Genomic DNA, 19,634 nt, shown 5'->3' on the forward strand with positions numbered 1-19,634 from the left:
CTGGAAGGCAAAAGCCTACGCGCTGCGCATGAATATCACCTGATCACGCCTGCCCCATTCGCCAAGGAAGTTGAGAGAGCCCGGTCCGGGTCAGCGAACGATCGCACCGCCCTTCATCACGAAATCGACATGCTCAAGCCGCGTCACGTCTTCCAGCGGATTGCCTGCCACGGCAATGAGATCGGCGTAGCGGCCGGGCTGGATCGATCCCACCTGATCGCTGGCGCCAAGCAGGTCTGCGGCATTGACCGTAGCCGCCCTGATCGCATCGAGCGGGGTCATCCCCGCCTTTACCATCAGCGCGAATTCCTTCGCGTTCTGGCCATGCGGGGAAAGCCCCTGATCGGTGCCGAAGGCAATCTTCACGCCGGCCTTATAGGCCCGGTTCAGGTTGCGCATCACGATCGGCCCGACTTCAAGCGCCTTGGCCGCGGACGATGGATTGAGCGTTTCGGGATGCGTCTTGGCGATCTGCACGACGGTATCGGCTACCAGCAGCGTCGGCACCAGATACGTACCATGCGCCTTCATCGCACGATCGGTTTCCGCATCCCCGAACGAACCATGCTCGATCGAATCCACGCCCATTTCGGAGGCATGAAGGATGGCCGCCTTGCCGTGCGCGTGTGCGGCAACCTTGATGCCCAGCCCGTGCGCGGTATCGACGACGGCGCGGATTTCCTCGTCGGTCATGGTCTGATGATTGGGATCGTCACCGATCGACAGGACGCCGCCGCTGGGCATGATCTTGATCAGGTCAACACCATCGCGCCGCATTCCACGCACGACCCTTGAGGCTTCATCCGCTCCATCGATCACGCGGCCTTCGGAATGAAAGTCCAGTTCCGGGCTCATCCCGTTCTGCGGATCGCCATGGCCGCCGGTCGGACCGAGGGGGTAGCCTGCCGCCCAGATGCGCGGCCCCGGCAACTTGCCTGCGGCGATCGCCTTCTTGAGCCCGACGATAACCTTCGTTTCGGCGCCAACGTCGCGGATCGTGGTGAAGCCCGCATCCAGCGTCGCCTTCGCATAGCCGACCGCGCCGTATGCGTTATCGATCGAGCTTTCCTGCGCCCGCTCCGCTACCGGGTTCTTGCCGCTGTAGCCCATCGTGATGTGATCATGCGTATCGATCAGGCCCGGCAGCACCGTCTTGCCTGAAAGGTCGACAACCTCTGCGCCGTCACGCGTGACGAAGCCGTCCTCAACCGCGACGATCCTGTCATCATGGATCACCACCGAAACCTTGGAACGCATCGCACTTCCGGTTCCGTCGAAAAGCTGTCCGGCGTGGATCACGACATCGCGCGCCATGGCCGTGCCGGATGCGCCGCATAGCATGGCGATCGCCAGCGGCAGGGACTTGGTCAACATCGAAACATTCATTGTATCTATCCGTAAATGCGAGCCGTAAATGCGGGAAGGGCCGGTACGGCGTCAGAAGCTGTGGCGCACGTTGATGCCGATCGTGCGCGGCGTGGCGCTGTTCACCAGCGTACGGCCGACGGCGATTGCGCTTGAGCTGGCGCGGGTGATAGCGGTGGCGTTGAACAGATTGGTGGCGAACAGGTAAGCGCCCCAAGCCTTGTCCGGCCCTTCGATGCCGACGCGGGCATTGACCAGCGCGTAACCGTCCACTTCACGCGCATAGACGTAAGTGTGGCGGAAGTCGGACCAGGAACCGCCGACGTAGCTGCCATCGACGCGGGCCATCGCCCCCAGCTTTTCGGTCAGCGCCCAGCTGTACTGGATTGAACCGCCGCCCATCCACTTGGGCACATAGGGGATGCGATCGCCATCGAGGCCCGAAGTGGCGGTCACGCCTGTGTTCTGGTCTTCGGTAAGTCGCGCATCAATGTACGTCAGGTTGCCCTGAATGGCGAGACCGTCGATCGGGAAGAGGCCCAGTTCGGCCTCGACACCCTCAACGCGCGCCTTGCCCGCATTGCCCAGGTACGAGAACGCACCGTTGGGCGTGCGCAGCGTGATCTGCATGTCGCTCCAGTCGATACGATAGACGTCGACGTTGAAAGTACCCATGCGGTTGAGGAAGCTGGTCTTGAGGCCGACTTCATAGTTCCACAGGCTGTCCGAGTTGTAAGCGGTAAGTCCGGCATCAAGACCAAGCACCTGGTTGGCACCGCCCGGACGGAAGCCCTGCGCCGCTTCGGCATAGAGCATGATGTCAGGCGTGATCTTGTACGAACCGTTGAAGCGGAACACCCAGCCATTTTCCGAAGAGGCCACCCGCGTGGGCGGCGTCAGCCTTGCGCCGACAAGGATGGAAGGCACGGTCGTCTCGCCGACGATGTCCTTTTCATAGTGGAAATACCGTGCACCTGCGGTCAGGTTGAAGCCCTCGAACACATCCAGCGAAACTTCGCCAAACCCGGCCAGCTGGGTCAGCGTGTCGTCGATCGTGCGGATCGTGGCTATTTCCAGCGGGCGGATGATCTGGCCCGTGGTCGGATCTGCGTTCACCTGCGGGTTCTGCACGAAGATGTTGCGATCGGAATAGTAGCCGCCGACCGTCCAGTTCAGCGGGCCGTTGCCGTTCGAACTCAGGCGCAGTTCGGCGGTCCAGGCGTCCATCTCCTGCTGCGGATAAAGCGCGGAGGTCGACTGGGAATCCACCAGATCGTAGAAGTTTGAAAGTTGCGTGCCACTACAGGGAGAACCGCCGCCCACGAGAGTCTGGCAGCGCGCTTCAGTCCTTTGCCCGCGAATATACCGGGAAACGTCGCTTACCGACGACAGTTCGCGATGCATGTAGGAGCCGGAGGCGGTCAGCGTGGCAAAATCGAACTCATAATTCGACGTGATGCTGTAAAGTTCGACATCGTCGCGCACCGGCTGGCGCGTGTAGGCATCGGACTTGTACTTGCCCGCGTCCTCAACCCACCCGGCGGTGTCGGTCCGGGTACGGTTGATGAAGGCGGCAACGTCGAAGGTCCAGCGTTCGGACGGCATCATGCGCAGCATGATACGGCCGCCGTAGCTTTTGAGAACGTTGATGTTGTCGATATCGAGCGCGGTATTGTCGATGAAGCCGTCCTGGCGGCGATAGAAGCCGACCGCGCGCACGCCGACCTTGTCGGTCGCCAGCGGCACGTTGATCATCGCGCTGCCTTCGTAGTTCCAGCCGCCATGATCGGTGTTGGAAAGACCCGCATCGACCGTGCCCTCGACCTTGTCGAGCACCGGCTTGTTGTAGATTATGCGCAAGGTGCCGCCCATCGAACCTGCGCCGTAAAGCGTGCCCTGCGGACCGCGCAGAACTTCGACCCGTTCCACGTCGAACAGGCGCAGTTCCGGCGTGGAGCCACCAGCGTCATTGCTGGCCCCGATCATGCCTGTGACCGGGGTTTCATCATAGTAGGTGCCGATCATCGGCTCGCCTGCGCCCTGAATGCCACGGATCACGACGCGGCGCTGCGAAGGGCCGCCGTCGACCAGATTGAGGCCCGGCGTAGTTGCCGAAAGGTCACCGATGCTCTGCACGCCGGACTTCGACAGCGTATCCCCGGTAATCGCCGAGATCGAGATAGGGGTTTCCTGCAGTGTCGTGCTGCGCTTCAGCGCGGTAACGACGATCTCGTTGCCCACCGGCTGTTCCGCGGTTTCCTGAGCGGTCGCCGAAAAAGGCGCCACTCCGGCCGTCCCGAACAGCAGCACAGTCGCAAGAGTGCGGCGCCCGCACGCAGGACGCAACTTCGATTTCGACATCTGTAACCCCTCATGTTGCCACGCCCGCCATGTTTCGCGGGCGCAATATTCCCCACCATCGCCCCTATCTGCGATGGCCACCTGACGAAGCTTCCAATGACCCCGTGTTGCTGGACCGGACGGTCGCTCCCCATGATGCCGCCTCTTTTCCGGTGGCTTGGCCCAATGCTGTCCCCAGGTCCTTAGGCCAGATCAGCGTGGAATATGAGCGAGGGGAGGTCAACAAAATATTTCGGAACTGCCGCAGCAATTCGCATCCAAATCACATTTTTTAAACGATAGATGGAATTTTCTTGCGCGATCGTTCAGTTTTATGACGATCATCGGCAAAACAATGCCCTGAAAACCGATTTTTGCCGCAGGATTGCGCGATGGTTTAGCCAAGCCTGTGGCAAAAAACAGAAATATTGTTGCATCCAGGCAGCCAAAAGGAAAAGATGCCTGCGGGCAACCATACCAGCTACACCGGAAGGACACCCTTGCGACGCCTTGGTCGGAGCGGGTTCCAGCCGGTGCAGTCTCGAAACAGGAGGACTGATGATCACCAAGAGCTTTGCCGCGGCCGCAACCGCCGTCCTGTTGTGCAGCGCAGCATCCGCGCAGCAAATGGACGGCGATTTCGCCAGTTCCGTCAAGAACTGGACCACAAAGCCCGAGTTCATGAGCCCGTTGGTGGATCATCTTCCCGCCTCGTCCACCATCCCGTCGCCCAAGCAGGTGCTGGGCCAGCACATCGGCGCGCCGAACACGCTGCACTACTACGAACAGATCATCAGCTATTATCGCGCACTCGCCGCCGCAGCGCCTGACCGGGTAAAGATCATCGAAATCGGTAAATCCGAAGAAGGCCGCGAAAACGTGGTCGTCATGATCTCCTCGCCGGCCAACATCGCGAAGCTCGACACCTACCGCCAGAACCTTGGCCGTCTTGCCGATCCGCGCCAGATCAACGCCGCCGAAGCGGCCGACATCATCGCCGCGACCAAGCCGATCTATCACATCTCGGGTGGTCTGCACTCGGCCGAAACCGGGCCGCCGGAAATGCTGATGGAGCTGGCCTATCGTCTGCTGACGGAAGACAGCCCGCTGATGAAATCCATCAGCGAAAACCTCGTCGTGTCACTTACGCCGGTGCTCGAAGCCGACGGACGCGATCGTTACGTCGACTGGTACTATCGCAACCTTATCGACGAACGCGATGACATGAACAAACCCGGCGGACCTCCGTACTGGGGCAAGTACATTTATCACGATAATAACCGTGATATCAATTTCTCGGACGTCAGTGCCCGCGAACTGATGAAGTTCTACCTCGACTGGCATCCGCCGATCATGCACGAACTGCATGAATCCGTCCCTTTCATGTACACCTATTCAGGGCAGGCGCCGCAGAACCCCGATCTGGACCCCATTCTCTTCGGCGAATTGCCCTGGTTCTCGAACTTCGAGATGGCGCAGATGACCAAGTACGGCATGCCGGGCGTGTGGACGCACGGTTTCGTCGATGCCTGGACCCCCGGCTACCTTGCCTTCATGTCGTCGAACCACAACGGCATGTTGCGCATGTACGAAACCTTCGGAAATGCCGGCGCAACTACCATGCTGCGTCACGTGGCGCCTGAAGTGCAGTCTTCCGTGCGCGGCGGCGACTACACCAAGCGTGACTGGTATCGCCCTCTGCCTCCCTATAAGGAAGTCATGTGGTCGATGCGCAACAATACCAACTACATGGAAACCGGGGTGCTGACCGCGCTTGATCTGGCATCGCGCTTTCCGAACGTAATCCTTGAAAACTTCTACAAGAAGAGCGCCAACGCGGTCGAGGCAGGCACCAAGGACGCTCCCTATGCCTACATCATCCCGGCGGGACAGGCGGATGAAGCGCGCCTCAAGTTCGTCACCGACGTGCTGCAGATGCAGGGTATCGAGATCGGCCGGGCAGGCCAGGCGATCAGGCTGAAGGACGCCTCCTACCCCGCCGGTTCGCTTGTGGTGAAGCTGAACCAGCCATATGGGCGCCTTGCCAAGATGCTGTTGCGTCTGCAGGATAATTACCCTGACGAAAAGCTCATGACTTACGACGACGCTGCATGGACGATGGGTCTGATGACCCACACCAAGATCGTCGAAATCACCGACAAGGCCGTGCTCGACGTACCGGTGACGCCTTATGCAAAGGCGGTGCTGGCCGGATCGATCAGCGGTCCGGGCGCAGCGACCTATGCGGTGCTTGACGAAGGCTCCGTCAACATGGCGACGCTGCGTTATCGCCTGAAAGGCGTGGGCGTGCGCATTGTCGATGCACCCATGAAGGCCGGCGGCCAGACGATCCCGGCGGGGTCGTTCCTGGTGCCGGGCAGCGCTTACGCCACACTCAAGCCGCAGGTCGAGGAACTTGGCCTCAAGACGGTGAGCCTTGGCAAATCCGGATCGTTCACCGCCCATGACAGCACGCTGCCACGCACCGCAGTGTTCAGCACATGGGGTGCCACCGAAAAGGTGGGCTGGCTGCGATACGCCTTCGACCAGCAGGACATCGACTATGACCTGATCTACAAGGAGCGTGTGCGGCAGGGTAACCTGCGTGCCGATTTCGACGTGATCATCCTTCCCAATCAGGGCAAGTCCGCACGCGACATCGTCTTCGACCTGCCGATGAAGGGCAAGCCGCTGCCTTATACCAAAACGGAAAAGTACCGTTTTTCAGGTGACTTTGGTTCTTCGGAAGATATCCGCGGCGGTATGGGGCTGGAAGGTCTGATGGCGCTTCGCAAGTTCGTCGAAGAAGGCGGCACGCTGATCACCACGGGCAATGCCAGCGCCGTGCCGGTGCAGTTCGGCCTTGTCGATGATATCACCACCAGCGCCCCGCCGAAGGACTTCTACGCGCCCGGCCCGATCGTGTCGGCGAAGGTGCTCAAGCCCGAAAGCCCGATATTCTACGGCTATCAGGGCGACATGACCGACGCGAAAATGCCGGTTCGCTGGGCCGATAACACCCTGTATGCCCTGCCAGATCGCCTGAAAGGGCAGGTGCTGATGCAGTTCCCCGGCGGCAAGGCAGGGGTGATGAGCGGCTTCATGCGCGAAGCCGAAGCGGTAAAGGACCGGGCGGCGATCATCAACGTGCCGCAGGGCAACGGCCGCATCCTGATGTTCGCCACGAACCCGATCTGGCGCTGGCAGAACTTCGGCGAATTCCGCATGCTTTACAACGCCATGCTCAACTGGAAGCAGCTGGGCGCAACCGATGCCGCGCCCTCTGCCCCGCCGCCGGTGCCCGAAGGCCAGCGCTGAGGAAGACTCGGACAAATGAAAAAGGCCGGGAGTGGCGCCCCACTCCCGGCCTTTTCTTTGCGCCGTAGCCCTGAACTATGAAGCGACCCGCAGCGCAACGTCTGCCAGCGCTTCAGTGAATGCGCCGACGCGCTCCAGCGGCAGGGCAGCCAGATTGACCCGCCCGTCAGGCGCCACGAAGATGGCAAAGCGCGAACGCAGGCGCTCCACCTGCGCGCCATCAAGGGGCAACAGACAGAACATGCCGCCCTGCCCTGCCACACCGCCAAGGCCAAGGGCGTCGGCACCGGGACTGGCCGCAAGAGCCCGGCGCGTCGCGCGCAGGCGGTTGCGCATGGCGTCCAGTTCCTCACGCCATATCGCGGCGAGACCGGCATCATCAAGGATGGTACGTACCACGGCTGCACCGTGATCGGGGGGCATGGAGTATGAACACCGGGCGATGCCACGGGCGTTGGCCATCGCCAGATCCAGTCCCGCCGCATCGTTTCCATAGCATAGCAGCGCACCGACCCTGTCGCGATACAACCCGAAGGTCTTGTTGCACGACACCGCGATGACAGCTTCCGGCACGACGCCGAGCAGATCGCGCATGCCGCGTGCGTCTTCCTCCACACCTGCACCAAAGCCCTGATAGGCGAGGTCGATCAGAGGGATCAGCCCCCTGTCGGCCAGCGCACGGCCGATCTTCGTCCACGTGGCAATGTCGGGATCGATCCCGGTCGGATTGTGACCGCAGCCTTGCAACAGGAAAGCGTCACCGGGACTGGCCTGCTGCACCGCTGCAAGGAATGCGTCCAGCGCGAAGCCTCCGCCCTGTTCGTCGACATGGGAATATGTCCGGACCGGCAGGCCCGCTGCCGCGAACAAGGGCAAGTGATTGCTCCAGGTCGGCGTCCCCAGCCAGATCTTGCGCGAAACACCGCCAGCGCCAAGCAGCCCCGCCGCGATGCTGAGCGCCCCGGTGCCGCCCACCGTCTGAATTCCGCGCGCCTGCCCCGAAAGGCCGCGCCCAAGCACAAGTTCGCCAAGGCATTCGGCAAAGCGGCGATCCCCATCGGGACCAAGATAGGACTTGGAAGGCTGATCGCGCACAAGCCTTTCCTCGGCCAGCTTGACGGCGCGCATGACCGGCGTGCGGCCGTGATCGTCGCGGTAAACGCCGACCGACAGATCCAGCTTGCCCGGCCGCTGGTCGCTGGCGAAGGCTTCGATAAGCGACAACAAGGGGTCGGGCTTCTGCGCATCCAAACAACTGAAAAACATTGCGTTCCCTGATCGACAAAATCTTTGGGCCTTGTACGCTCAACCGCTTGCGCACGGTTTGCTTTTTCTGCGTTTTAGGCCAGTAATTCACACGGATCGCTCATAATCACGCCAATATGCGCACACAGTCCGCATCTTCTTTTCGCAACAGGAGCTCCATTGTGCCCAAGGACCGCCTCGATCACTTCGACCGCAAGATTCTGGAACTCGTGCAACGCAACGGCGACCTTGGCCCCAGCGAATTGAGCACTCTGATCCACCTGTCACCCTCTCAATCGTCGCGAAGGCTGCAGCGGCTGCGGGAAGAAGGATATATCGAACGCACGGCAGCGATCCTCAATCCTGAAAAGCTGAACCTTGGAATATCGGCCTATGTTTCGGTGCGGCTGAGATCGCAGGCCGCCGAACTGGTTCAGTCCTTTCGCAAGCGAGTGGAAACGCTGCCTGAAATCGTATCGTGCGACTACACCACCGGAGAGATCGACTTCATGCTCCGCGTCCATACCAAGGACCTGCAATCCTACAGCGAGTTCATCAATTCCAAGCTTTTCGCCGGCAACGAGGTCGACAATGTGCGCACTTTCATCATCATGCAGCAGCTCAAGAGCACGACAGCACTAAGCCTGGAGTATTGCTGAACGATCCGGGCCGACAGGCGAGAGGGGCGCTTGCACCGACAAGCCGCAACCATGCACGCTCGTTGCAAAATCCAGGAGGAACGGCGCGATAACGCACACACATCGCACGGCTTTTTGCGTAGTTCTCGCCTGAAGCCCATTCGCAACCGGGAAAGCACCGTGTCCGACATTGTATTACCACACCTGCTGCAACAGATATGCGTTGCGGGGCACCGATGAACGCGGCGCATCGCATTTGCGTGATGGGCGCGGGGGCCATCGGGACGATGGTGGCGGCCAGACTGGCGCTGGCCGGCAACGAAGTGACAGTCGTGGCGCGCGGCGCGCGTCTGCAGGACATTGCCGCCAACGGCCTGCGCATGCGCGGCGCCGATGGGACCAGCCACACCGTCAGGGTCCACGCGCGCGCGGCCGGCGATGTGGAAGTGCAGGATATCGTCTTCATCGCGCTCAAGAGCGGCGATCTTCCCGCAGCCTTGCCCGACCTGCTCAGGCTCGTCGGGCCCCGCACCCTGCTGGTGCCGCTGATCAACGGCATCCCCTGGTGGTATCGGCAGCCGCACGCGGCCGCGCCCATTACGGCGGTCGATCCGGAAGGCGCTTTGGCTGCGGCATTCGACCCGCAGCGCGTCGTGGGATCAGTCGTATTCCTTACAAGTGCCCTTGCTGCGGATGGCGCGATCGACGTGCGCGGCGCGGAACGCCTTATCCTTGGCCCTGCGGTAAGCGGGGAAATCGCGGGCACAGGGACCGTTGCCGCGCTGTTCGAGGACACCCCGATAGAGGTTCGCACGGTGTCCGACCTGCGCCCGGAACTTTGGGCCAAAGTGGCACTCAACCTTGCGACCAATCCGCTGTCCGTGGTTGCCGATGCCACGCTGGAACAGCAGTTCCATTCACCCTCGCTGCGGCCGGTGGTCATCTCGGCGCTCGAAGAGGCCATCCGGCTAGCGCGCGCGCACGGGATCGAGCCCAGCCTCACTCTGGAACAGATGCTTGAGATCGGCGGGCGGGCCGGGCCGTTCTACACGTCGATGGCGCAGGACTATCGGCGCGGCACACCGCTGGAACTGGGCGCGATCTGCCAGTCGGTCTTCGATCTGGCCGAAGAGGCAGGCGTTGCCATGCCAGTGGCGCGCCTGATCCATGACCTGTGCCGCTTCCGGGCCGGGCAGGGATAACTCGACGGCTGGCCCAGGCCGGCCTAGCCTGTCACCGTCTGCGGCAGGCGGTGATAGGCGCGGCCGAAATAGACCAGCCCATCGCCGTCCTCGCGCATGCGCAGTTCCTCCACCGCGCAGACGAACATGCTGTGCGTCCCGACCTCGTGGATCGAGGTAACCCGGCATCCAAATGTGCACAGCGCACCGGACAAGGCTGCGGCGCCGTTGGCCATGGCCGACCACGATCCTTGCGCAAAACGTTCATCCGCACTTGCCGCATGTCCCGCAAACAGTGCCGAAAGGGGCTCTTGCCCGGCGCTCAGCACATTGACGCACAGAACGCCGTTGGCCTCGACCAGAGCGTGCATGCGCGCGCTCTTGTTGATGCATACCAGCAGCGAAGCGGGCGTATCACTGATGCTGCACACGGCCGACGCGGTCATCCCGTGGCGGCCGCCCGGACCATCCGTGGTGATGATGTTCACCGCAGCGCCAAGGCGGGCCATGGCCGCACGGAAGTCCGGGCTTTCTATCATCGTGCAGCGGCCCTCAGCGCATGAACAGCCCGCCGTTGACGTCCCAGGTGGCGCCATTGGCGAAGAAGGCGTTTTCACCGGCAAGATGCACGGCCGTGTCGGCCACGTAATCGAGCGAGCCCAGGCGCTGCACCGGAATCCCCGCGACGATGCCCGCCAGTTTGTCCTGCGGCACCAGCGCGCGCACGGCAGGACTGTCGAGCGGCCCCGGCGCAATCGCGTTGACCGTAACCCCGAACGGACCAAGATCGCGCGCGAAGACCTTGGTAAGCGTGATGATCCCGCCCTTGGACGCGGCATAGTGCGCCCCGGTGGCAGTGCCGCCGTTCTGTCCCGCCAGCGAGGCCATGTTGACGATCCGCCCCACTCCCCGCTCCTTGAAGTAGCGCCCGAAGACCTGGCAACCTACGAACGTGCCGCGCAAGTTGACCTGCACCACGCGGTCGAATTCGTCCGGGTCGATCTCCAGCACCGGGCGCGCCACGGTGACCACGGCGTTGTTCACCAGCGCGTCGACTGAACCCCATAGCGCGACGAGCCGGTCCCGCGCGGCCTCGAAGGCGGCCTGATCGCGCACGTCGAGCGCGAAGCCGACCGCCGTTTCCCCAGCTGGATCAAGGGCTTCGGCACAGGCGATCGCCGCCGCTTCGTCAATATCGGATACGCCCACGCGGTAACCCGCGCGGTGGAAGGCGGCGGATAGCGCCGCCCCCAGCCCTTGCGCGCCGCCGGTAATCAAAACGGTCCGTGCGCTGCTCATAGCAGGTATCCGATGCCGAACTGATAATCCTCGGCATTGATGAGGGTGACGATCTTCTCATCAAGCAGCAGGGTGCCGTCAGGGGCGCGCACGATGCGATAACGCATGTCGGCGGGCAGGAAGCGCATGTGGCCATACTTGTATTCGGCCAGCATCTGCGCCGCGCGCAGTTCGATGAAGTCGTCCCCCGATGCCGTCACCACAAAGCGCGACACCGTGCGCACCGTACGCGCGGGCGGCGCAGACGACATCGAGAAGCCCGAAAGCAGCCGCTTGGCACGGGCTTCGCGCATCACCTTGTTGTCGTAGACGATGTTGAGCACTTCGGCGTAGTCGGCCGGATCGCGCTCGGTCGGGATGATGTACTTGCCGCCTTCGGTCCAAAGCTTGAGCCAGGGCTTGTAGTCCAGCCGGTCAAGCAGGTCCGCTTCGGCCCAGATGAACTGCGTGGCTTCGGCCAGCGTGATCGTTGCGGTCATTTCCAGCGCCTCGCTCATGCCGTCATCATCCTTTTCCACTGCTGGTAGGCAGCGCGCATGCCGGTTTCGGCGCTGACGTCGCCCGCGTTATGGCCCGGCTCGGCCACGCCTGCGGGCGCATCGACGCCGCGGTTGAGCATGATCCACAAGTCCTCGCCCGCGTGGGCTCCGCGCTGGACGCGCTCCCACCCCTCGGCATCGTCGGGGGTCCCGAAGCCCATCGGGCCCTGGAAGTGTTCGTGCAGCCGCAGACGCTCGCGGTTGCCCGCCGCCGGGCCGCCGTCCATCCCGATCGCCACGTGCATGATCTCGGTTTCCTCGACAGTGACCGGGCGAAGCACGCGGAAGAACGCCATCGAACAGGCGACGTTGGGGAACAGGTTGAGGTTGAAGCCCGAACCGCCCACCGCGCGCACGACCTTGCGCACCGTGGCGTCATCGTGGCCTTCGTCACGCAGTTCCTGCGCCAGTTCCGCGAAGCGATCGGGGATCGGCGCGTCGAGGTTGTCTTCAAGGTCGATAAGATCGGGGATCATCACCATGACCGAATGGCCATTGCCCAGATCCTCGACCCAGCCGCCCTGCCCCAACACGTCGAACACATTCTCCGTCTCGGCATCGAGGCTGTCGAGGAAGGTCTTGTGGACGATCGGGAAGTGGTAGGCGTCCGTCGTGTTCTCCAGCTGGATCTTCCAGTTGCCGGGGAAGCGGAACTTGTGTTCGCCAAGGGTCTTCACGCCGTAACCGGCGCCCTGCTTCATGAACAGGTCCATCCATTTGCGCGCCGGGCCGAGGTAATCGACCAGCGGTTCGATATCATTGTTGAACGTGGCGAAGATCATGCCCTGGTACGTCTCGACGCGCAGCGAGATCAGCGGGAATTCGCTCTTGTCGAAATCTTCCGGGTAACCGGCGGCGTGCGGCACCTTGCGCAAGGTGCCGTCGGGATCGTAGCTCCAGCCGTGATAGGGGCAGACGAAGACGCTGGCCTTGCCCTTCTTCTTCTCGCACACGCTGGCGGCGCGGTGGCGGCAGCGGTTGAGCAGGACGTTGACCTTCATCTCGCGGTCGCGCGTGACGATCACCGGCTCGCGGCCGACCCACGATGTCTTGAAGCTGTTCTTTACGGGAACGTCGCTTTCATGGGCGACCCAGACCCAGGTGTTCTTGAAGATGCGGTCCATCTCCTCGTCGAAGATGGTCCCGTCGCGATAAAGCGAGGTATGGACCCGGTCTTCGCGGACGAGCGTGGCGTAGTCATGGTCGCTCATAGCTGCCTCCTGATGTGTGTCGTTATTCTGATGCGTCCGGCACCGAGATCGGCGCCTCGTCGTTCCACGGCCCGACATCGCGGGAAAAGATGTTCTCGGTAACGAAGCGGGCGATGCGCCAGACGCCGTCCTGACGCTGGAAATCCAGCGTCAGGGCCGCGCTGCGCAAGTCCGAGCGTCCATCACGGTAAGTCGACACCTGAAGCATCATCCAGCCCGCGGTAGCGCTGTCATCGCCGGTAACCTCGATGACCTCGGAAGAAAGGTAGTGGGCATTGAGCGCGAAGTGGGGCGGGTTCGAATAGCTTGCCAGCATCGCCACGATCGCGTCGCGCCCTTCGTGCCGCCCGAAAGCCTTGCGGTAGCGTCCACGCCCTTCCCACACCGCATCCGCAGCGAACAGGTCGCCCAACTCGTCGAAAGGCGTTTCCGGGCCAAGCGTGTCGCACAGGCGGAAGTAGCGCATGGCCACGCGGCGCACCGCCACTTCCGCCTCCAGCAGCGCGACCCGCCGGGCCAGAAGAGCCATTTCGTTCATGCAGGGATGACCAGTTCGCGGCCGATGCGCGCCTCTACCCGCATATACTTCCACAGACGGTATTCGCCGACCTCGATCGTGCGGAACAGGTTGCAGGCGGCAACGGCAGTGGCGCGGTCGGGCACGTCGGCAAGGATATAGAACGTCCAGGGCCAGCCGTTGGGCGAGGTGCCAACCATCGTTTCGTCATCGTCCAGCGTGCCCAGCACGGTCACGCCGGGCAGGTCGCGAATGCCCTTGAGCATTTCTCCGGTCGCGGCCCAGACCTTGCCGATCTCGGCGGCAGGCAGGTCGAAGAAGTTCTGCAGCACAGCGCCGCAGAACAGGACACGCAGGGGCTTGGTGGCAGGGGTATCGGTCATGTCTTTTGCATCCTTCTCGATCAGGGAAAGCCGGGGGCCGCTTCAAGCCCCAGGATAATCTTGCCGGCGTTCTGCCAGGTGCCATCGGCCAGGAAGGCATGTTGAGGCACCACCATCGCATCGCGCAAGTAGCGCGCGATGGGGTGATCCGCGCCGATCCCGGTGGTGCCGCTGAGCCTGTGGACCGTGCCCGCCACTTCAGCCGCGACATGCGCCGCATTGGTGGAGGCAAGCCGCAGCAGGGAACGCGTGGTCACGTCCAGTTCTTCCGCCCCCGCTTCCAGCTGGGCAAAGGCCGCATCGGTCGTTTCGTAGAAGAACGCGCGCGCCGAACGCAGCGCCGCCTCGGCCTTGGCAATATCGGTCTGGACATAGGCGCGGTCAGCCAGCGTCGGCGCCCCGGTGATGGACGTGCGCCCGCCCGCCAGCGTAATCAGGCAGTCCAGCGAAGCACGCGCCACACCCAGACCGACGACCGCCAGCATCTGCGCCGCCAGCGGCATCGAGGGATAGCGATAGAGCGGGGTATCCAGACTGGATGCACCGCCGCGGATAAAGGTCCACTCCTGCGGCACGACCACCTTGTCGACCACCATGTCGTGGCTGCCGGTGCCCTGCATGCCGGTGACGTTCCAGTTGTCGACGATCTCGATGCTGGATGCGGGCATGACCGCGATCAGCGGCAGGCCGCCGGTAGGGCCGCCGCCCTCCACCTTGATGCCCACGCCGATCACGTCGGCGCCGCGACAGCCCGAACCCCAGCTCCAGCGGCCGGAAACCTCTACGCCGCCTTCCACGGGAACGGCGGACTGCGGCGGGAAGATACCGCCGGCAAAGACCACGTCCGGGCCGTTTGCGTACATCTTTTCAAGTGTCGGCAACGGCAGCGAGCTGAGATAGACGGCAGAGAACCCGAAGCTGGCCACCCATCCGGTAGACCCGTCCGCTTCGCTGATCGTCTCGATCAGGCGCAGAAAATCGGACGGGTGCATTTCATCGCCGCCGAACCGCCTGGCCACCATGGCGCGGTAGACGCCGGCCTGCTTCATCAGTTCGATCACGTCGGCGCTTACATGGGTCTGCCCTGCAAACTCCGCATGGCGTTCACGCGCGGCGGCAAGCAGTCGCTCCAGCGCCTCAGCCTTGCCCAGCGCCGCCTCGCCCGGCTTGGAGATATCGGCAACGGTCATCGGTTGGTATCCTCCCCTGCTGGGTCCATGATCACGGAAATTGTATTTTCCAGCATGCGGCCAAAGGCGCAGACGGCCTCATCCGCACCATGCCGGCCGATCACCTGAATGCCGATCGGCAGCCCTTCTGCGGCAAGCACCGGAACGGTCAGCGCCGGATGACCCGAAAGGTTGAACGGGCGCACCAGCGCCGTCATGCGCAGCGCGGCGGCAGCATCGCCGGCTTCGGACAGCGCCAGCGGGAAACACGGCATCGTCGGCATCACCAGCAGTTCATGCTGTTCAAGCAGCGCATCGACCTCAGCGGTGAAGCGCGCGCGCACCACTTCGGCCTGCGCCAGCTTTTGCGCATCCACGTTTGCCGCCGCGGTAAGCCGCGCTGCCACGTCCGCACCGACTTTTCCGCCCGCCAGCAGGTGCCCGAAGGCAGCGTAAGTTTCCGCCGCGATCACCGCGATGTTGGCGCCATAGGCGTCCGGCAGCTGTGCCAGGCTGACCTGCGCATTCGCAGAAAACGGCGCCATCGCTTCATCGAACGCCGCCTGCACGGCAGCGTCGACGCCCTCTGCCTGGACGATCGCGAAACGTGGCGGGGCATCTGCCGACGGGGCGTAGCCGGGCGCGATGATGCGCATTGCCGCCTCGATCTGCGCCATGGAACGGGCAAACGGCCCGATACAGTCCAGCGACGATGCGCGCGGCCAAGCCCCTGCCCGGCTTACCCTGCCGAACGTGGGCTTGAGCCCGAACACGCCGCAGCAAGCGGCGGGCGTTCGGATCGAGCCGCCGGTATCCGTGCCGATGGCAAAGTCCACCAGCCCTTCGGCAACCGCGACAGCCGATCCGCTTGACGAACCACCGGGGACGCGATCGGGAAAGTGCGGATTGATCGCGGAACCCGTCCAGGCATTGATGCCGGTAACGCCGTAAGCCAGTTCATGCATGTTCGCCTTGCCGACGATCCGGCAGCCGCCCGCCAGCAGCGCTTCGACTACTGCGGCATTCGCTTCGGCGGCAGGTGCGTCATCAAGAGCGGCGCTGCCGCCCTTCGTCGGCATCCCTGCGATATCGATGCAGTCCTTAACCGCAACGGTGACAGCACCGCTTCCCAGATTGACCGGCGTGAAGATGGCGTTGTTGCGTGACATATCCAGACTCATATTTGTTTCACTTGAAATGTCAATTTATACCGTAAGCGAATTTCCGCTGATCCGCGCGCGTTGCGGCGATCAATGTCGGCGGCGCAGACGGTCCGATGGGGCCACGCCGAATCGGTCGCGATAGTATCCTGCGAACCGGCCCATGCTGACGATTCCGCAAGCCTGCATCAATGCGGTGACGTCAAACTGGTCACCCCGTTCAACGATCAGGTGATCGAGCCGTTCCAGCCGCTGCTCGCGCACTTCCTCTCCAAACGTGTGACCAAGGAAGCGCCGAAACCCGGACTGGAGCGTTCGCACGCTTACACCCGCATCGGCCGCGATCTCGCACAGGGAAATCGTGTGCGCACCATTCGCGACAAGACCGGCGATCGCCGCCTTTGCCTGCTTCACGAACCACGGCACGGCTGCGCCGACCTCGGGCCTCGACACGTGTGTCCGGTCGCGCAGGAATTCGGTGATCAGCCTTTCCGCCCGGTCCCCGAACAGGTCCGGCATTCCCGGACCAAGCTCCGCCCAGCCGAGCATGAAGCGCATGAGATCGATCCACACCATCGCCTCACCGCCGGCAAGCGCGTCGTAGCGCCCCGATACCGCAGGCCACAGACCGGACGGCAGGTTTGCCGTAAAATGCCGGCTGCTGCTTTCGAACGCGATGTCCAGCGGCGACCCCGGAGGGGACACGTGCATCATGCCCGCTTCCAGCACGGCAACCTTGCGATCGCCCAGCGCCATCCGGCTGCGCCCTTCGGCAACGGCATGGACGAGTATCCGCCCCTGCGGCACGCGCGAGCGTATCCGCACGGGCGCTCCGTAAGTCAGGTCGGCCAGACGGCACGGCCCTGCCGCAACGTGGCGCACTTGCGCGCGGATCGTGCGGCCTGTTTCCCGCATGTCCATCTCGTGCGGGGCCAGTATGCGCGAAAGCATCGCGACCACTGCGTCGGCATCTCGCGTCTCGATCCGCTGCGGCAAGGCGGCGAAGGTCTGCCGCATGGTCAGGGCCGATACCAGTCGACAGGCTTCGCCTTGCGCATGGCACGCACCTGGCTTTCGAACAGCAGTGCCGAGAAGCGATTGCTTTCGTTGAGACGAGCGGCGGAAGTACGGCAGCGCTCCATGACTTCGGGGCCGATCTTGCGGTCGGGGCCGGGGATCATGCCCGCCTGACACTGCACTTCGGCGGCGCGCTGGACGATGTAGTGCAGCATGAACGTCGATGGAATGTCCCGTTCGCACACGGCGACGCCGTGATTGCGAAGGACCAGCACGTGCTTGTCGCCAAGACTGGCGACCATGCGGTCACGCTCGTCCGCGAACAGGGTGATGCCTTCGAATTCATGATAGCCGACGCGGTCGATCAGCTGTGCGCCGTAGAAGTTGTTATGATCGAAGCCTGCATCCTTCATCGCCACCGCCGAAATCGGGATGGTGTGCGTGTGAGCGACGCAGTGCACGTCATGACGATGCGTGTGGATCGCGCCATGCAGGGCGAAGCCCGCCGGATTGGCCCAGTATTCGGATTCCCCCACCAGTTCACCGTCGACGTTGACCACCAGCAGGTTGTCGGGCGTGATCTCGGAATAGTTCAGGCCGAACGGATTGACGAGGTAACGATCCCCCTCCGGCAACCGCACCGAGATGTGGTTCATGATCATCTCGTGCCAGCCGAAATATTCGATCAGATGATAGAAGTTCGCCAGATCGTGGCGCAGCTTCCACTCCTCGTCGGAACAGGTGGTCATGGTCATTCTCCCGTCTGGCTGCGGCCCGGTACGTGCCTTGGCATGAACCACAGGGCGCCCGTCACGATCAGCATCATGGTACACAGAAATACAAAGAACGCGCCCGCCCCCGCACCGACCAGCATCGCGCCGATGAAGGAGCTGGCGATCGCGCCGAACCGTCCGATCGCCAGCGCAGCGCCGATGCCCGTCGATCGCATCGAAGCAGGATAGGCGTTGGCCGCGATCGCAAAGAGCATTGGCTGCAACCCGGCGATGAACAGTCCGGCAAGCGCCAGCCCCGCCACCAGAACCGGCATCGAAGCGCCCGCCGCAAAGGCCGCCAGCGTCAGCAGGCAACCCAGTGCGCCGCCGATCCCGAACGTCAGCGTCAGCTTGCGCGATCCGGTCCGGTCGATCAGCAGCGCGCCGATCAGCGCCCCGCCCATGCCGCCAAAATTGAAGGCCGCCAGCAAGGTGCCTGCCGCCGCCATGTCCAGCCCCCGGCTTACGCTGAACACCGGCAGCCAGTTGAACACAGTGTAGGCAGCCGTCAGCACCCCAAGGAACTGGACGCACAGCATGATGCTGGGCAGGCGTTCCTCCCCTTGCAGCAAGGCGCCGTAACCTGCCTTTGCCACAGGCGCCTGCCCGGCGATGGGGCCGAAGCCCCCTGCGTCTGCCGCGCCAAGGCGTCGTGCGATCCGTTCAAGCTCTGCGCGGCGCGCCGGGCGGGTCGCAAGGAACTGGGGCGATTCCGGAAGGACCGCCGCGATGACAAGTGCAAGGACCAGCGGCAGGGCGCCGCCGACAAGGAACAGCGCGGGCCATCCGTGGGCAGGCAATAGCCATGCCGCGACAAGACCCGCCATGACACCGCCCACGGGGGTACAGATCATCCCGAAGGTCACCATGAAACTGCGCCGGCGCACGGGCGTGAATTCGGAAAGCAGCGCCACGGCGCTTGGCATCGCCCCGCCCAGTCCAACCGAAGCGACGAGACGGCTGGCCAGGAAAAGCGTCATCCCGCCCGCGAACGCCGAAGCCAGGGTGCCCAGCCCGAACACCACCATGCTGGCCAGCAGCGTTGCCTTGCGACCGATCCTGTCGCCCAGCCAGCCATTGATCGCCGTCCCCACGCTCATGGCGACAAGCCCCAGCCCCAACACCGGCACGAACGCCTCTCGCGGAAGCGACCACGCCTTCATCAACGCCGGGATTGCAACGCCGATCAGTTGGATGTCGAACCCGTCGAGAACGACCGCGAGAATCGCAAGGATCCCCGCCTGTTTCTGGAAGCGGGTCCAGGGGCCGTCATCAAGCGCGTATCGCAGCGATACCCCATCCCTCACGACTTGAACCGCCCGGCCGCGCGGCATTGCCGGCGCGGGAACATCCACGAGATCATCAAACAGCCCTCCTGCCTGAACACCAATGCCCGGACACCTCCCCGGTGCGTTGCCGTGCCGCCTCTCTCGGGCTGGCTCCCTGAGTGCCGCAGCATGCCCTGCGTTATAACAATGT

17 protein-coding genes are annotated in these 19,634 nt (G+C 63.2%); 3 read left to right on the forward strand and 14 right to left on the reverse strand.

Features of this window, described 5'->3' with window-relative positions; all coding sequences use genetic code 11:
• Positions 1-90: 90 nt before the first annotated feature.
• A complete protein-coding gene (locus A8V01_RS13240; protein ID WP_245892501.1) occupies positions 91-1,374 on the reverse strand; it encodes a metal-dependent hydrolase family protein in 1,284 nt (427 codons plus the stop codon).
• 63 nt (positions 1,375-1,437) lie between these two features.
• Positions 1,438-3,726, reverse strand: a complete 2,289-nt coding sequence (locus A8V01_RS13245; protein ID WP_103096310.1) for a TonB-dependent receptor — start codon at positions 3,724-3,726, stop codon at positions 1,438-1,440.
• Positions 3,727-4,263: 537 nt separating this feature from the next.
• Between A8V01_RS13245 and A8V01_RS13250 the strand changes: the two genes are divergently transcribed.
• A complete protein-coding gene (locus tag A8V01_RS13250) occupies positions 4,264-7,023 on the forward strand; it encodes a M14 family zinc carboxypeptidase (RefSeq protein ID WP_103096311.1) in 2,760 nt (919 codons plus the stop codon).
• Positions 7,024-7,098: 75 nt separating this feature from the next.
• Here the strand turns inward: A8V01_RS13250 and A8V01_RS13255 are convergent, their stop codons facing one another.
• Positions 7,099-8,289, reverse strand: a complete 1,191-nt coding sequence (locus tag A8V01_RS13255) for an aromatic amino acid transaminase (protein ID WP_103096312.1) — start codon at positions 8,287-8,289, stop codon at positions 7,099-7,101.
• A gap of 161 nt (positions 8,290-8,450) precedes the next feature.
• Here A8V01_RS13255 and A8V01_RS13260 point away from each other — a divergent pair, with 161 nt between their 5' ends.
• Both A8V01_RS13260 and A8V01_RS13265 read left to right on the forward strand, forming a co-directional pair.
• Positions 8,451-8,927: an Lrp/AsnC family transcriptional regulator gene (locus A8V01_RS13260; RefSeq protein ID WP_245892504.1), complete on the forward strand. Its 477-nt coding sequence runs from the start codon at positions 8,451-8,453 to the stop codon at positions 8,925-8,927.
• Between the two features lie 215 nt (positions 8,928-9,142).
• Positions 9,143-10,108, forward strand: a complete 966-nt coding sequence (locus A8V01_RS13265) for a ketopantoate reductase family protein (protein WP_170065922.1) — start codon at positions 9,143-9,145, stop codon at positions 10,106-10,108.
• A gap of 23 nt (positions 10,109-10,131) precedes the next feature.
• Here A8V01_RS13265 and A8V01_RS13270 read toward each other — a convergent pair whose 3' ends face one another.
• The 11 genes from A8V01_RS13270 to A8V01_RS13320 all read right to left on the reverse strand — a co-directional run bounded on the left by A8V01_RS13270 (position 10,132) and on the right by A8V01_RS13320 (position 19,462).
• Positions 10,132-10,626 (reverse strand): flavin reductase, encoded by a 495-nt coding sequence (locus A8V01_RS13270; RefSeq protein ID WP_103096315.1) that lies wholly within the window; start codon positions 10,624-10,626, stop codon positions 10,132-10,134.
• Between the two features lie 13 nt (positions 10,627-10,639).
• The gene (locus tag A8V01_RS13275; protein ID WP_103096316.1) at positions 10,640-11,386 is read right to left on the reverse strand and encodes an SDR family NAD(P)-dependent oxidoreductase; all 747 of its coding nucleotides are present in this window, start codon (positions 11,384-11,386) and stop codon (positions 10,640-10,642) included.
• Positions 11,383-11,883 carry an aromatic-ring-hydroxylating dioxygenase subunit beta gene (locus A8V01_RS13280; protein WP_103096317.1) on the reverse strand — a complete coding sequence of 167 codons (501 nt, stop codon included), beginning with the start codon at positions 11,881-11,883 and terminating at the stop codon, positions 11,383-11,385. Before A8V01_RS13280 ends, A8V01_RS13275 begins: the two co-directional genes overlap by 4 nt.
• Positions 11,880-13,136: an aromatic ring-hydroxylating oxygenase subunit alpha gene (locus A8V01_RS13285; protein ID WP_103096318.1), complete on the reverse strand. Its 1,257-nt coding sequence runs from the start codon at positions 13,134-13,136 to the stop codon at positions 11,880-11,882. Before A8V01_RS13285 ends, A8V01_RS13280 begins: the two co-directional genes overlap by 4 nt.
• A 22-nt stretch (positions 13,137-13,158) precedes the next feature.
• Positions 13,159-13,674, reverse strand: a complete 516-nt coding sequence (locus A8V01_RS13290) for a nuclear transport factor 2 family protein (protein WP_103096319.1) — start codon at positions 13,672-13,674, stop codon at positions 13,159-13,161.
• Positions 13,671-14,036 (reverse strand): hypothetical protein, encoded by a 366-nt coding sequence (locus A8V01_RS13295; protein ID WP_103096320.1) that lies wholly within the window; start codon positions 14,034-14,036, stop codon positions 13,671-13,673. The genes A8V01_RS13290 and A8V01_RS13295 overlap by 4 nt, the downstream gene beginning before the upstream one ends.
• A gap of 20 nt (positions 14,037-14,056) precedes the next feature.
• Complete coding sequence (locus A8V01_RS13300) at positions 14,057-15,226, reverse strand: acyl-CoA dehydrogenase family protein (RefSeq protein ID WP_103096321.1); 1,170 nt, start codon at positions 15,224-15,226, stop codon at positions 14,057-14,059.
• On the reverse strand, positions 15,223-16,374 hold the full coding sequence (locus A8V01_RS13305) for an amidase (RefSeq protein WP_103096322.1): 1,152 nt from the start codon (positions 16,372-16,374) through the stop codon (positions 15,223-15,225). Before A8V01_RS13305 ends, A8V01_RS13300 begins: the two co-directional genes overlap by 4 nt.
• A gap of 81 nt (positions 16,375-16,455) precedes the next feature.
• The gene (locus tag A8V01_RS13310; RefSeq protein ID WP_103096323.1) at positions 16,456-17,382 is read right to left on the reverse strand and encodes an AraC family transcriptional regulator; all 927 of its coding nucleotides are present in this window, start codon (positions 17,380-17,382) and stop codon (positions 16,456-16,458) included.
• Between the two features lie 2 nt (positions 17,383-17,384).
• On the reverse strand, positions 17,385-18,131 hold the full coding sequence (locus A8V01_RS13315) for a class II aldolase/adducin family protein (protein ID WP_103096348.1): 747 nt from the start codon (positions 18,129-18,131) through the stop codon (positions 17,385-17,387).
• A gap of 2 nt (positions 18,132-18,133) precedes the next feature.
• Complete coding sequence (locus tag A8V01_RS13320; protein ID WP_170065923.1) at positions 18,134-19,462, reverse strand: MFS transporter; 1,329 nt, start codon at positions 19,460-19,462, stop codon at positions 18,134-18,136.
• Positions 19,463-19,634 lie beyond the last annotated feature (172 nt).

The organism is Novosphingobium guangzhouense, from assembly GCF_002896965.1.
In the GTDB taxonomy this organism is placed as follows: domain Bacteria; phylum Pseudomonadota; class Alphaproteobacteria; order Sphingomonadales; family Sphingomonadaceae; genus Novosphingobium; species Novosphingobium guangzhouense.